Genomic DNA, 12642 nt, shown 5'->3' on the forward strand with positions numbered 1-12642 from the left:
CCTCTCCTGCCCGGATTGTCCGGGGTGAGCCTAACCCGGGCCGCCGACGCGCGAATGCCGTGGTTTCCCGGATGCTCCGGAGACGGCCGTGGGGTTGGGTGGGCGAGGCCGATCACCGCCGAAGGGTCCGCGGTGAGGTTCTTCAGAAAGAAGGTTCGCATGACATTCACCGGCAAGGGCAAGGTTTCGCGGTTCGCGCTCGCACTGCTGGCGGTCTCGGCACTCGGCGCCGCTGGCTGCTCGGCCGTGGACAAGGTCACCGAGGTGGCCAAGGACGCGGGCAAGTCCGACACCGCCCGCTCGAAGGTCGGTGACTGCATCAACGTGATCTCGGCGTCGATGATCGACTCCAAGACCGAGCCGGTCGATTGCTCGGCCGAGACCGCCGTCTACAAGGTCGTCCAGGTGCACGATCAGAAGGTCGAGTGCCACGAGGACTACACCTCCTACGAGGAGACCTTCGGCAGCGGCGGCACCCTCGCGTTCCTCTGTCTGGCCCCCAACTTCAAGGAGGGCAGCTGCTACAACGAGGGCATGATGACCGGCTACAAGTTCGTGCCGTGCACCGCCACCGAGGCCGACTTCAAGGTCGTCTCGCGGATCGACGGTCAGGTCGACGAGCAGCTGTGCGGCGCGGACGCCGACTCGGTGCTGGTCGTCAACGACCCGAAGACCACGTTCTGCCTGGGCAGCGCCAAGGGCTGAGCCCCGGAGAAACGAGAAGCGCCCGGACTCCGTGGAGTCCGGGCGCTTCTCGTTTGTCTCTGCCTATCGGCGCATGAAGATCGGCACTTCGATGTCGTCGTCATCGTCGCCGTCGTCGCCCTGGTCGGGGTTGTTGACGCGGTTCATGGCCTGCTCGGTGACCCGCTGCCGCTCCGATTCCCGGTAGCGCTCGGTGTCGCGGTAGCTCGGCGCACTGGTGCGCCCGCTCGACACCCCGCTGGTGGCGGGCTCGGTCGCCCGGACCGGCGCCTCGCTCGTGCGCGCCTGGCCGACCTCGCCCGCCCGCCCGGCACCGATCGGGCCGGACCCGACCCGGGTGTGCGATTCGGGCGCGGCCCGCCGGGACGGACCGCCACCGTCGAAACCGGCCGCGATGACGGTGACGCGCACCTCGTCGCCCAGCGAATCGTCGATGACCGTACCGAAGATGATGTTGGCCTCGATGTGGGCCGCCTCCTGCACCAGCGAGGCCGCCTCGTTGATCTCGAACAGACCGAGGTCGGAGCCGCCGGCGATCGAGAGCAGCACGCCGTGCGCGCCGTCCATCGACGCCTCGAGCAGCGGCGAGTTGATCGCCGTCTCCGCGGCCTTCACCGACCGGCCCTCACCGCGCGCCGAGCCGATGCCCATGAGCGCCGAACCGGCGCCGGACATGACGGACTTGACGTCGGCGAAGTCGACGTTGATCAGACCCGGGGTGGTGATCAGGTCGGTGATGCCCTGGACACCGTTGAGCAGCACCTCGTCGGCGGAGCGGAACGCGTCCATCAGGCTCACCGCCGCGTCGCCCAGCTGCAGCAGCCGGTCGTTCGGGATGACGATGAGCGTGTCGCAGGACTCGCGCAGCAGGTTGATGCCGACCTCGGCCTGGTTGCCACGGCGCTTGCCCTCGAACGAGAACGGCCGGGTGACGACACCGATGGTCAGCGCGCCCAGCTTCCGGGCGATGCTGGCGACGACGGGCGCGCCACCGGTACCGGTGCCACCGCCCTCGCCCGCGGTGACGAAGACCATGTCGGCGCCCTTGAGCACCTCTTCGATCTCGTCCTTGTGGTCTTCGGCGGCCTTGCGGCCGACTTCCGGATCGGCACCGGCACCGAGGCCGCGGGTCAGCTCGCGGCCGACATCCAGCTTGACGTCGGCATCGCTCATCAGCAGGGCTTGGGCGTCGGTATTGACCGCGATGAACTCGACTCCCTTGAGTCCCTGTTCGATCATTCGGTTGACGGCGTTCACGCCGCCGCCGCCGATACCGACGACCTTGATCACCGCAAGGTAGTTGTGCGGGGGCGTCATGGGCTCTCGCCTTCCTTCGATCTTAAACCCTCAACCTCAACCATAGGGTTGGCGTTATGTCAAGTATCCGACTGCTGCGGAACGCTATTCGCAGCCACTGCGATCCCGGCGCAGGCGCGCCGAGACGAGAGCCAGAATCTTGTGCCACAAAGAGTGTCGCTCACTTTACCGTGACCAGATTCGGACTCGACACGTCGAACACGGTCCCCTCACGGGTCAGCAGCGGCAACACGACGGCAGCTTTGCGCTCGCCGTCGCCCGTGCCGCCCCACACTACCTTCCTACCGTCACGTAGGTTCAACGAGACGTCCGAAATCGACCGCGCGACAACCTCGCCCACCTGCACCGACAGCGCGGGCGGCAGCGTGACCAGCACATCCACCGCGGCCCTGGCCGCCGCGGGCCCGGTGAAGGACCCCTCGGTGAGCAGCCTCGGCACCCCGATCGGCGATGCGGGCTCGATCGCGAATTCGACGCTCTCGGCGTCGATCAGGTGCGCGCCGTCCGGTGATTCGATGTACAGCACCGGTGTTCGTTCCACCACGCTCACGAGCACGGTGGAGGGGAACGTGCGCTGGACCCGGACCGAACGCACCTTCGGGATCGCGGCCACGCGCTGGGCGATCGAGGTGGTGTCGATGCGCAACATCGAACGGCCGTCCGGGATTTCGAGCCGTGCGCGGACCTCTTCCTCGGAGACCGCGACCAAGCCGTCGACGCGCACGGTACGCACCGACAACACCGGGGTGAACCAGGCGAGAACAACGAGCACCGTCACCACGAGGAGGCCGACCACCGTCCAGAGGCGGTAGCCGCGCCACCCGCGCGCGGCGGGCATCGGCAATCTCACCGGCCGCCCTGTTGCGGCCGGGCGCGCAAGCCGTCGAGGATCTGGCTGCCGAGCATGGTGACATCGCCGGCGCCCATGGTGATCACGACGTCGCCGGGCTGCGCGAGCGCGGCGACCTGCTTGCCCACCTTCGACATGTCCGGCTGGTAGTGCACCGGGCTCGTCACGGCCTGGGCCACCAGCGCACCGTTGACGCCGGGCAGCGGCTCCTCGCGCGCGCCGTAGACGTCGAGCACGACCACCTCGTCGGCCAGGCTCAGCGCGGCGCCGAACTCGGTGGCGAAGGTGGCGGTGCGGCTGTACAGATGCGGCTGGAACACCACGATCACCCGGCCGCGCGTGGTCCGCGCGCCGTCGCGTGCCTCCTGGGCGACCAGCTGGGCGGCGGCCTCGAGCACGGCGCGTACCTCGGTGGGATGGTGGGCGTAGTCGTCGAAGACGCGCACGCCGTTCTCCCGGCCGGTGAACTGGAACCGGCGGTGCACGCCACCGAAACCCTCCAGGCCCTGCACGATCTCGTCGATATCGGCGCCGGTGGCCCTGGCGGCCAGCAGCGCGGCCAGCGCGTTGAGCGCCATGTGCCTGCCCGGCACCGACAGCCGCACCGTGCGCGGGGTGCTCTCCCCCGCCAGCTCGAACTCGACGATGCCGCCGACATCGCGCGGCTGCCAATCGATCAGGCGCGCGCCCACCGGCACCGGAGCCGCCGACAGGTCGCCGGAGCCGTAGCCGAGGACCTCCACACCGCGCTCACGCAGTCGCGGAGCGACCCGATGCGCCAGCGCCAGCGAGCCCGGATCGTCCAGGCACACCACCAGCAGACCGCCCGGCGCGAGCCGGTCGGCGAAGTCGTCGAAGACCTGGATGTAGGCCTCGTCGGTGCCGAAGAAGTCCAGGTGATCGGATTCGATGTTGGTGACCACGGCGACGTCCGGGTCGTATTGCAGCAGTGAGCCGTCGGACTCGTCGGCCTCGGCGACGAAGATGTCACCGCTGCCGTGGTGGGCGTTGGTGCCCGCCTCGTTGAGCTCGCCGCCGACCGCGAACGACGGATCGGCGCCGCAGTGCTGCAGCGACACGATCAGCATCGAGGTGGTCGAGGTCTTGCCGTGCGTGCCCGAGACCAACAGGGTCTTGTGCCCGCGCATCAGCGCGGCGAGCACGGTCGGGCGCAGCAGCACCGGGATGTGGCGCCGATTCGCCTCGACCAGTTCCGGATTGGTCTTCGGGATCGCGGCGTAGGTGGTGACGACGACCGTCGGGCCGCCGGGCAGCAGGTCGAGCGCGTCGGCGTCGTGGCCGATGCGGACCTGCGCGCCGCGCGCCCGCAGCGACAGCACGCCGCGGCTCTCCCGCGCGTCCGAGCCGGATACCGCGCCGCCGCGGGCGAGCAGGATCCGGGCGATGCCGGACATGCCGGCGCCGCCGATGCCGACCATGTGCACCCGTTCGAGTTCGGGTGGCAGCGCCGTAGCGAGTTCCTCGCCGCTCGAGCTGCGTCCACTGCCGATGATCGGGCGGCCTGCGTGGTCACGCTCCGCTGCCGCCTCCGGCCGCTGACCGCTCATCGGGCGACCTCGGTGACGATCCGGGCCACCGTGTCGGCAGCGTCGCGATGGCCCGCGCCTGCGGCGGCGCGGCTCATCTCGGCGAGTCGAGCGGGGTCGAGCAGCAGCGGAATCACCTCATCGATCACGTATTTCGGGGTCAGGTCGGCGTCGGCGACAATTCTGCCACCTCCCTGCGCGACCACGGGCCTGGCGTTGAACTCCTGCTCGCCGTTGCCGTGCGGCAGCGGCACGTAGAAGGCGGGCAAGCCGACCGCCGACACCTCGGCCACGGTCATCGCGCCGGAGCGGCAGACCACCGCGTCGGCGGCGGCGTAGGCCAGATCCATCCGGGACAGGTACGGCACGGCGACATACGGCGCGTCCGCGTCGGCGGTGCTCACCTCGACGCTGTTCTTCGGGCCGTGCGCGTGCAGCACCGCGATCCCCGCGGCCGCCAGCTGCGGCGCGGCGCCGGAGACGGCCTCGTTGAGGCTGCGCGCGCCCTGCGATCCGCCGAACACCAGCAGCACCGGGCCCTCGGCGGGCAGGCCGAAGTGGGCGCGGGCCTCGGCGCGCAGAGCCGCGCGGTCCAGACCGGTGATGGAGGCGCGCACCGGGATGCCGACGACCTGGGCGTCGGCCAGGCCCGAATCGGGCACCGCGGCAAGCACCTTCGCGGCGAGTTTGGCGCCGACCTTGTTCGCGATGCCCGCCTTGGCGTTGGCCTCGTGCACCACCACCGGCACGGCGCGCTTGCGGCCGAACAGGCCACCGCGCGCGGCGAGGTAGGCGGGCAGGGCGACGTAGCCGCCGAAGCCGATGATCACGTCGGCCTGCACCTCGTCGATGACGGCCCTGGTCGCCTTCACCGAGGCGCGCACCCGGCCGGGCAGGCGCAGCAGGTCGGCGGAGGGCTTGCGCGGCAACGGCACCGGCGGGATCAGCTCGAGCGGGTATCCGCGTTCGGGAACCAGCTCGGTCTCCAGACCGCGTTCGGTGCCCAGCGCGGTCACCCGGATCGAAGCGTCGAGCGCGCGCAGGGCGTCGGCGACGGCGAGCGCGGGTTCGATATGGCCTGCGGTGCCTCCGCCTGCGACGATCACCGACAACCCGGGACGCGGGTGACTCACTTGGATCTACCTCGTTCTTTCGCGTGTGGCATCGGATAGGTCGGTTCCCATGCTCGGGTCGACCGTAGCGAACTGGTGCCGCGGCTCTGGGGGGCGCGTCGGCGGCGCGGGGCCGGGCTCTCGCGGCGCGCGGCCGGACGCGGCCGCTCGGCCTTGGCTTTCGGGGCGGGCCTGCGCGGTGCGTCGGCCTTGAAGGGCGTGTACACCTCGGGCACCGGCAGCCGCAGCATCCGGCTCACCCGCCCGTCCTGCCCGGCCTGCAGGGCCGAGACCGCCTCCGGTTCGTGCCGGGCGGCGCTGGCGATGATGCCGAACATGAACAGCGTGATGGCCAGCGAGGATCCACCGGCCGAGACCAGCGGCAGCTGCAGACCGGTCACCGGCAGCAGCCCCACGACGTAGCCGATGTTGATCAGCGCCTGCGCGGTGATCCAGGTGGTGGCGGTCGCGGTGAGCAGCCGCAGGAACGGGTCGACCGAGCGCAGCGCGATCCGGATGCCCGCGTAGACGAACAGCGCGAACAGGGCCAGCACCAGCATGCAGCCGAGGAAGCCGAGTTCCTCGCCGATGATGGCGAAGATGAAGTCGTTGTGCGAGTTGGGCAGGTAGCTCCACTTCGCGCGGCTCTGGCCGAGGCCGCGGCCCCAGATGCCGCCGTCGGCGAGGGAGTACTTGGCCTGGCGCGCCTGATAGTTCACGCCCTGCGGGTCGTCACCGGGGTTGAAGAACGCGCGCACCCGATCGGAGCGATACCCGGCCGACAGCGCCAGCACCGACGCCGCGACCACCCCGGTGACCATGATCCCGACGAACAGCCGCACCGGCAGCCCGCCGAACCACAGCAGCGCCATCAGCACGATGCCGAGCGCGATGGTGGTCGACAGGTTCGGTTCCAGCACCACCAGCAGGCACACCAGCAGACCGGCGGGCACCAGCGGCACCAGGATGTCCTTGAGCTGGGCGCCGCGCCGCGAAGCCAGCAGATGCGCGCCCCACACCACCAGCGTCACCTTGACGACCTCGGACGGCTGGATCGACAGCGGGCCGATGTCGAACCAGCGCCGCGCGCCACCGTGGATGGCGCCGATGCCGGGGATGAGCACCAGCACCAGCGCCAGCACCGAGATGCTGAAGATCGGGAACGACCACTGCCGCAGCAGCCGCAGCGGCAGCCGCAGCGCGATATAGAAGGCGACGGCGCCGAGCGCGGCGAACATGGCCTGCTGGATGAACAGCGCGTACGCCGACCCGCCACCGGCGTACGCCTCGACACTCGACGCCGAGAGCACCATGACCAGGCCGAGCACGGTCAGCAGGGTCGCGATGGTGACGATCAGGTGAAAGGACGCGAGCGGACGGGCCAGCCAAGCGCCGAAGCGCTCCCCCGCCCAGCCGGTCCGCCGCGTCTCTGTCATAGGGCCCGCCCGATGTCACCGTCTTCCAGTGCCGTCACCGCGTCCACGAAGCAGCGTCCGCGGTGGGTGTAGTCGTCGTACATGTCCAGGGAGGCGGCCGCGGGGGCGAGCAACACGGTGTCTCCGGCGCGGGCCAGACCCGCCGCGGCGCGGACCGCGCGGCCCATGACCGCTTCGGCACGCTGGGATCTCGACGACTCCATGCCTGCATCGTCTCGCGCATCCAGCTCGATGACCGGGACCTCGGGTGCGTGTCGCGCCAACGCGGCGGCGATCACCGGCGCGTCGGCACCGAACAGGACCGCGCCGACCAGCCGGTCGCCCACCTCTTCGATCAGGTCGTCGACGCTCGCGCCCTTGAGCAGGCCGCCCGCCACCCAGACCACGTGCGGGTGCGCCAGGATCGCGGCGCGCGCGGCGTGCGGGTTGGTGGCCTTGGAGTCGTCGATGAAGTCGACCCCGCCCAGTTCGCGGACGAACGCGGTGCGGTGCGGGCCCACCTTGTGCTCGGCCAGGCCCTCCTTCACGAACTGCGGCGCCACATCGATCGCCCTGGTCAGCGCGGAGGCGGCGAGGGCATCCGCGATGCCGGCCGGGCCCTGCGGGCTGATGTCGGAGGTCTCGGCGAGGATCGCGGCCTTGGTGAACGCGCGGTCGAGCAGCTTGCCGTCGACCACGCCGAGTTCGCCGTCGGCGGGCACCCCGATCCGGAAGCCGACGGTGCGCCGGGCCTTGGCCTTGCGCGCCAGCGAGCCCGCCACCGGATCGTCGAGGCCGACGACGCCGACCCGCCCGGTCAGCGCGCGCGCCTTGGCGGCGGCGTAGGCGTCCAGGCCGCCGTGCCAATCCAGGTGGTCCTCGGCGACATTGAGCACGACCCCGGCCTCCGGGCGCACCGACGGCGCCCAGTGCAGCTGGAACGAGGACAGCTCGACGGCGAGCACCTGCGGGCCGGGATTGCGGCGCAGCGCGTCCAGGATCGGCAGGCCGATATTGCCGCAGGCCACGCTGGCGATGCCGGCGGCACGCAGGATCGAGTGCGTCATGTTGGTGGTGGTGGTCTTGCCGTTGGTGCCGGTGATCACCAGCCACTTGCGGACCGGACCGTAGATCCTGGCCTGGTCGACCCACCAGGCGAACTCGACGTCACCCCAGACCGGGATGCCCTCGGTGACGGCGGAGACCAGCACCGGCGAGTCCGGCCGCCAGCCCGGGCTGGTGATGACCAGCGCGAACCGGCTCAGATCGGCGTTCTCCAGCTCGACGCTGGTGGCGACCTCGAGACCCAGTTCGGCGGCCTCGGCCAGCGCCTTGGCGCCGCTGTCGGTGACCACCGGATGCGCGCCGATATCGCGCAGCGGTTCGATCAGTGAGCGCCCGGAGACGCCCCAGCCCGCGACGAGAACGTCACGGCCACGCAGGAATTCGAGCATGGGGCCCGGGGAGCGGAGGGCGCGGGGAGAGTGTTCGACCATGTTCGTCCTCACCCGACCTGCGAAAGGTATTCGCTGTAGAACAGTCCGAGACCCACGGCGGCGGCGATGCCGGCCAGGATCCAGAACCTGATGATCACCGTGGTTTCCGCCCACTTGCTCAATTCGAAGTGGTGATGGAACGGCGCCATCTTGAACAAGCGGTTGCGGGTGGTGCGATACACCGCCACCTGCAACACTACCGACGCCGCCTCGGCGACGAACAGCGCGCCGATGACGACCATCAGCAGCTCGGTGCGGGTGGTGACCGACAGCCCGGCCAGCATGCCGCCCAGGGCCAGCGACCCGGTGTCGCCCATGAAGATCTTGGCGGGCGCGGCGTTCCACCACAGGAAGCCGATGCACGCGGCGGCCGCGGCGGCGCACACCAGCGCCAGGTCCAGCGGGTCGCGCACGTCATAGCAGCCGGCCTCGGGGCTGGTGGAGCACGCGTTGCGGTACTGCCAGAAGGTGATGATCACGTACGCGCCGAGCACCAGGCTCATCGAACCGGCGGCCAGACCGTCCAGGCCGTCGGTCAGGTTGACCGCGTTGGACCAGGCCACCACCAGCAGGCAGACGAAGACGACGAACACGATCGCGCCCATCGACACCGTCGAGATGTCGCGCACATAGGAGATGTGCTTGCTGCCCGGGGTGAGCCCGTTCTGGCCACGGAACTGCAGCACCAGCACCGCGAACAGGACCGCGGCGCCGATCTGGCCGATGTACTTGCCCGCGGCCGACAGGCCCAGGTTGCGCTGCTTGCGCAGCTTGATGAAGTCGTCGAGGAAGCCGACCACGCCGAGCGCGGTGGTCAGCCCGAGCACCAGCAGACCCGAGGCCGTCGGGCCCTCGGCGTCGTAGCCGATGCCGATCAGGTGCGAGCCGAGGTAACCGGCCCACATGCCGATCAGGATGGCGACGCCACCCATGGTGGGGGTGCCGCGCTTGGCCTGGTGGCTGGCCGGGCCGTCGACCCGGATCTCCTGGCCGAAGCCCTGTCTGGCGAAGACCCGGATCAGCAACGGCGTCAACAGGATCGACACCGCCAGTGCGATCCCCGCCGCGAAAAGAATCTGCCTCATCGAGCCGCCTCCGTGCTACCTTCCCCTGCCCTGGTCAGGTGCTCGGCGACGGCCCACAGGCCCACCGCCTTCGACGCCTTGACCAGTACCACATCGCCCGCGGCGATCTCGTCGTCGAGCAGCGCGATCGCCGCCTCGATATCGGGCACGAGGATCGACTCCTCGCCCCATGAGCCTTCCATCACCGCGCCCTGGTGCATTCCCCGGGATGGCCGTCCGGTGCCCACCACGATCAACCGGTCGACGTCGAGGCGGACCGCGAGGCGGCCGATCGCGTCGTGCTCGATCACCGAGGTGTCGCCGAGCTCGCCCATCTCGCCGAGCACGGCCCAGCTGCGGCGCGGCTCCTCACCCGCCTTGGCCAGCGTGACCAGCGCCTTGAGCGCGGCCTTCACCGAGTCCGGGTTGGCGTTGTAGGAGTCGTTGATGACAGTGACGCCCTCGGCCGTGGTGCGCACGTCCATCCGGCGCGCCGAGGCCGCGGTGGCGCCCGACAGCGCCTGCGCGACGGTGGCCAGGTCGGCACCGCACTCCAGCGCGACGGCGGCCGCGGCCAGCGCGTTGCCGACCTGGTGCTCGCCGTGCACGGCCAGCCGCACCGGCACGGACTCGCCGCGCGCGTGCAGGGTGAACCGGGCGCGGGCCTGCTCGTCGGTGACCACGTCGGTGGCGCGGATGTCGGCGTCACCGGCCAGACCGACCTTCACCACGCGCGCCTTCGTCCGCGAGGCCATGGCGGCGACGTTCGGGTCGTCGGCGTTGAGCACGGCCAGTCCCTCGGCGGGCAGCGCCTCGACCAGCTCACCCTTGGTCTGGGCGATGGCCTCGCGGCTGCCGAACTCACCGAGGTGCGCGGTGCCGACATTGAGCACGACGCCGATGCGCGGCGGGGCGATACGCGCCAGCGCGGCGATGTGACCGGGTCCGCGGGCGGACAGCTCGAGCGCGAGGAACTTGGTGTCGAGGCCGGCGCGCAGCGCGGTCCAGGGGTGCCCGAGCTCGTTGTTGAACGACCCGGGCGGGGCGACGACCGGACCCAGCGGCGCCAGCACGGCGGCCAGCAGGTCCTTGGTCGAGGTCTTGCCGGAGGACCCGGTGACGCCGACGACGGTCAGCCCGGTGCGCGCGGCCAGCCGCTCGGTGCTGGCGCGCGCCAGCTCGGCCAGCGCCGCGAGGACGGCGGCGCCGGAGCCGTCGGCGTCGGCGCTGAGCGCGACCGAGGTCGCCGGGACCGAACCGCGGTCCGGCGCCACGACGATCGCGGGCACACCGACCGGCCGGGCCGCCAGCACGGCGACCGCGCCCGCGGCCACCGCGGCGGCGGCGTAATCGTGTCCGTCGGAGGTGGCGCCCGGCAGCGCGAGGAACAGATCGCCGGAACCGATTCGGCGCGAATCGAATTCGACCGAACCGGTCACCAGTGCCTGAGGGTCGGGTACGTCGTGCAGCTCGCCGCCGACGACGTCCGCGATCTCCCGCAGTGTCATCTCGATCATGAAACCGTCAAGTCCTCCGAGTCCGTCTGCGGACTGTGTCGTGTCTGCAGGGTTTCCAGCGCCGCCGCGACCACCTCGCGGTCGTCGAAGGGATGCTTGACGCCCTGGATCTCCTGACCCGCCTCGTGGCCCTTGCCCGCGATGAGCACCACGTCGCCGGACCGCGCCCAGGCGAGGGCGGCGGCGATGGCCGCCGCGCGGTCACCGATCTCGCGGATCTCGCCGCGGTCGGTGGCCGGGAGTTCGTGCGCACCGGCCACCACGGCGGCCCTGATGGCCGCCGGGTCCTCGGTGCGGGGATTGTCGTCGGTGACGATCAGCAGGTCGGCGCCGCGCGCGGCGGCCGCGCCCATCAGCGGGCGCTTGGCCGCGTCGCGGTCGCCACCGGCGCCGACGACGACGGCCAGCCTGCCGTGCCCGGCCTCGGTGAGGTGACCGCGCAAGGTGGCCACCACCGATTCGACCGCGGCGGGCTTGTGCGCGTAGTCGACGACGGCGAGGAAGTCCTGGCCGCGCTCGACCCGCTGCATGCGGCCGGGGACGTCGACGGTGGCCAGCGCGGGCGCGGCCACGGCCGGATCGACCCCGGCGGCGGCGCAGGTCGCGACGGCCAGCAGGGCGTTGGCGACGTTGTAGCGGCCGGGCAGCCGCAGCCGCACGGTCAGTTCGCCGTCCGGGCCCGCCGCGGTGAACTCCTGCTCGCCGCCGGTGGCGTCGACGTCACCGGTGACCTGCCAGGTGGCCGGGCCGGTGGTCGAGACGGTGACCGGCGCGGTGAGATCGCCGGCGAGCCGGGTGCCCCACTCGTCGTCGACGCAGATCACCGCGGTGCGCGCGGCGACCGGCGAATCCGCGTCGAAGAGCTTGCGTTTGGCGGCGAAGTAGTCCTCGAAGTCGGCGTGGAAGTCGAGGTGGTCCTGGGACAGGTTCGTGAAGGCGCCGACGGCGAAGCGCACGCCGTCGACCCGGCCCAGGGCCAGGGCGTGGCTGGAGACCTCCATCACGACCGCCTGCACGCCCTGCTCGACCATCGCGGCGAACATCGCGTGCAGCTGCGGCGCCTCGGGTGTGGTGAGCGCGCTGGGCACCCGCCTGCCGCCGATGCGGGTCTCGATGGTGCCGATCAGCCCGGTCGACAGGCCCGCCGCGGCGAGCCCGGCCTCCACCAGGTACGAGGTGGTGGTCTTGCCGGAGGTGCCGGTGATGCCGATGATGCGCAGGCGGTCGCTCGGGTGGCCGTAGATCTCGGCCGAGAGCTCGCCGAGCACGGCGCGCGGCCGCTCGCGCACCAGGACCGGCACGGCGACCTCGCCGATCAGGGCGGCGCCTGCGGCGTCGGTGTACACGGCCACCGCGCCGCGGTCGATGGCGTCGGCGGCGAAGCGCGCGCCGTGCGCGTTCGCGCCGGGCAGCGCGGCGAACAGGTCACCGGGGCGCACCGCGTTGGAACGCTGCTCGATGCCGGTGACGGTCGGTTCGGTGGTCACCGGGGTCGCCACCGTGGCGCCGGTGAGGTCCAGCAGGGCCCGCAGCGACGTCGACGGCGGCGTGGTGGGCCGGAGCGCGTGCGGGCTGGACTGCGCGGGCACAAGGCTCCTCTCTGAGAGTGATCGAGCGCG

At 71.3% G+C, this 12642-nt stretch carries 10 protein-coding genes; 1 reads left to right on the forward strand and 9 read right to left on the reverse strand.

The window, feature by feature from the left end:
* Positions 1-159 precede the first annotated feature (159 nt).
* Positions 160-705 carry a hypothetical protein gene (locus AB0L91_RS32225; protein WP_355284854.1) on the forward strand — a complete coding sequence of 182 codons (546 nt, stop codon included), beginning with the start codon at positions 160-162 and terminating at the stop codon, positions 703-705.
* A 63-nt stretch (positions 706-768) separates the two neighbouring features.
* Here AB0L91_RS32225 and ftsZ read toward each other — a convergent pair whose 3' ends face one another.
* The 9 genes from ftsZ to AB0L91_RS32270 form a co-directional block, all read right to left on the reverse strand.
* A complete protein-coding gene (gene ftsZ, locus AB0L91_RS32230; RefSeq protein ID WP_357349190.1) occupies positions 769-2022 on the reverse strand; it encodes a cell division protein FtsZ in 1254 nt (417 codons plus the stop codon).
* Positions 2023-2182: 160 nt separating this feature from the next.
* Positions 2183-2860: an FtsQ-type POTRA domain-containing protein gene (locus AB0L91_RS32235; RefSeq protein ID WP_365016383.1), complete on the reverse strand. Its 678-nt coding sequence runs from the start codon at positions 2858-2860 to the stop codon at positions 2183-2185.
* An 8-nt stretch (positions 2861-2868) separates the two neighbouring features.
* On the reverse strand, positions 2869-4311 hold the full coding sequence (gene murC, locus AB0L91_RS32240) for a UDP-N-acetylmuramate--L-alanine ligase (protein ID WP_365016463.1): 1443 nt from the start codon (positions 4309-4311) through the stop codon (positions 2869-2871).
* A 125-nt stretch (positions 4312-4436) separates the two neighbouring features.
* The gene (murG, locus tag AB0L91_RS32245; RefSeq protein WP_365016385.1) at positions 4437-5552 is read right to left on the reverse strand and encodes an undecaprenyldiphospho-muramoylpentapeptide beta-N-acetylglucosaminyltransferase; all 1116 of its coding nucleotides are present in this window, start codon (positions 5550-5552) and stop codon (positions 4437-4439) included.
* Positions 5549-6967 carry a putative lipid II flippase FtsW gene (ftsW, locus tag AB0L91_RS32250; RefSeq protein ID WP_355284867.1) on the reverse strand — a complete coding sequence of 473 codons (1419 nt, stop codon included), beginning with the start codon at positions 6965-6967 and terminating at the stop codon, positions 5549-5551. Before ftsW ends, murG begins: the two co-directional genes overlap by 4 nt.
* Positions 6964-8400 carry a UDP-N-acetylmuramoyl-L-alanine--D-glutamate ligase gene (murD, locus tag AB0L91_RS32255; protein ID WP_355284878.1) on the reverse strand — a complete coding sequence of 479 codons (1437 nt, stop codon included), beginning with the start codon at positions 8398-8400 and terminating at the stop codon, positions 6964-6966. Before murD ends, ftsW begins: the two co-directional genes overlap by 4 nt.
* A 50-nt stretch (positions 8401-8450) precedes the next feature.
* Positions 8451-9527: a phospho-N-acetylmuramoyl-pentapeptide-transferase gene (gene mraY / locus AB0L91_RS32260; RefSeq protein WP_218716002.1), complete on the reverse strand. Its 1077-nt coding sequence runs from the start codon at positions 9525-9527 to the stop codon at positions 8451-8453.
* Entirely contained in the window at positions 9524-11023 is a 1500-nt protein-coding gene (gene murF, locus AB0L91_RS32265; RefSeq protein ID WP_357349196.1) for a UDP-N-acetylmuramoyl-tripeptide--D-alanyl-D-alanine ligase, read from the reverse strand. Before murF ends, mraY begins: the two co-directional genes overlap by 4 nt.
* Positions 11020-12612 (reverse strand): UDP-N-acetylmuramoyl-L-alanyl-D-glutamate--2,6-diaminopimelate ligase, encoded by a 1593-nt coding sequence (locus AB0L91_RS32270; protein WP_357349198.1) that lies wholly within the window; start codon positions 12610-12612, stop codon positions 11020-11022. The genes murF and AB0L91_RS32270 overlap by 4 nt, the downstream gene beginning before the upstream one ends.
* Between the last annotated feature and the right edge of the window lie 30 nt (positions 12613-12642).

The organism is Nocardia sp. NPDC051833, assembly GCF_040681225.1.
Lineage (GTDB): Bacteria > Actinomycetota > Actinomycetes > Mycobacteriales > Mycobacteriaceae > Nocardia.

What these genes read in the sequence shown, in the direction of transcription:
- ftsZ (WP_357349190.1), bottom strand. Translation starts at nt 2,022, where the DNA reads ATGACGCCCCCGCACAACTACCTTGCGGTGATCAAGGTCGTCGGTATC.
- murD (WP_355284878.1), bottom strand. Translation starts at nt 8,400, where the DNA reads ATGCTCGAATTCCTGCGTGGCCGTGACGTTCTCGTCGCGGGCTGGGGC.
- AB0L91_RS32235 (WP_365016383.1), bottom strand. Translation starts at nt 2,860, where the DNA reads ATGCCCGCCGCGCGCGGGTGGCGCGGCTACCGCCTCTGGACGGTGGTC.
- ftsW (WP_355284867.1), bottom strand. Translation starts at nt 6,967, where the DNA reads ATGACAGAGACGCGGCGGACCGGCTGGGCGGGGGAGCGCTTCGGCGCT.
- murC (WP_365016463.1), bottom strand. Translation starts at nt 4,311, where the DNA reads ATGGTCGGCATCGGCGGCGCCGGCATGTCCGGCATCGCCCGGATCCTG.
- mraY (WP_218716002.1), bottom strand. Translation starts at nt 9,527, where the DNA reads ATGAGGCAGATTCTTTTCGCGGCGGGGATCGCACTGGCGGTGTCGATC.
- AB0L91_RS32225 (WP_355284854.1), top strand. Translation starts at nt 160, where the DNA reads ATGACATTCACCGGCAAGGGCAAGGTTTCGCGGTTCGCGCTCGCACTG.
- murF (WP_357349196.1), bottom strand. Translation starts at nt 11,023, where the DNA reads ATGATCGAGATGACACTGCGGGAGATCGCGGACGTCGTCGGCGGCGAG.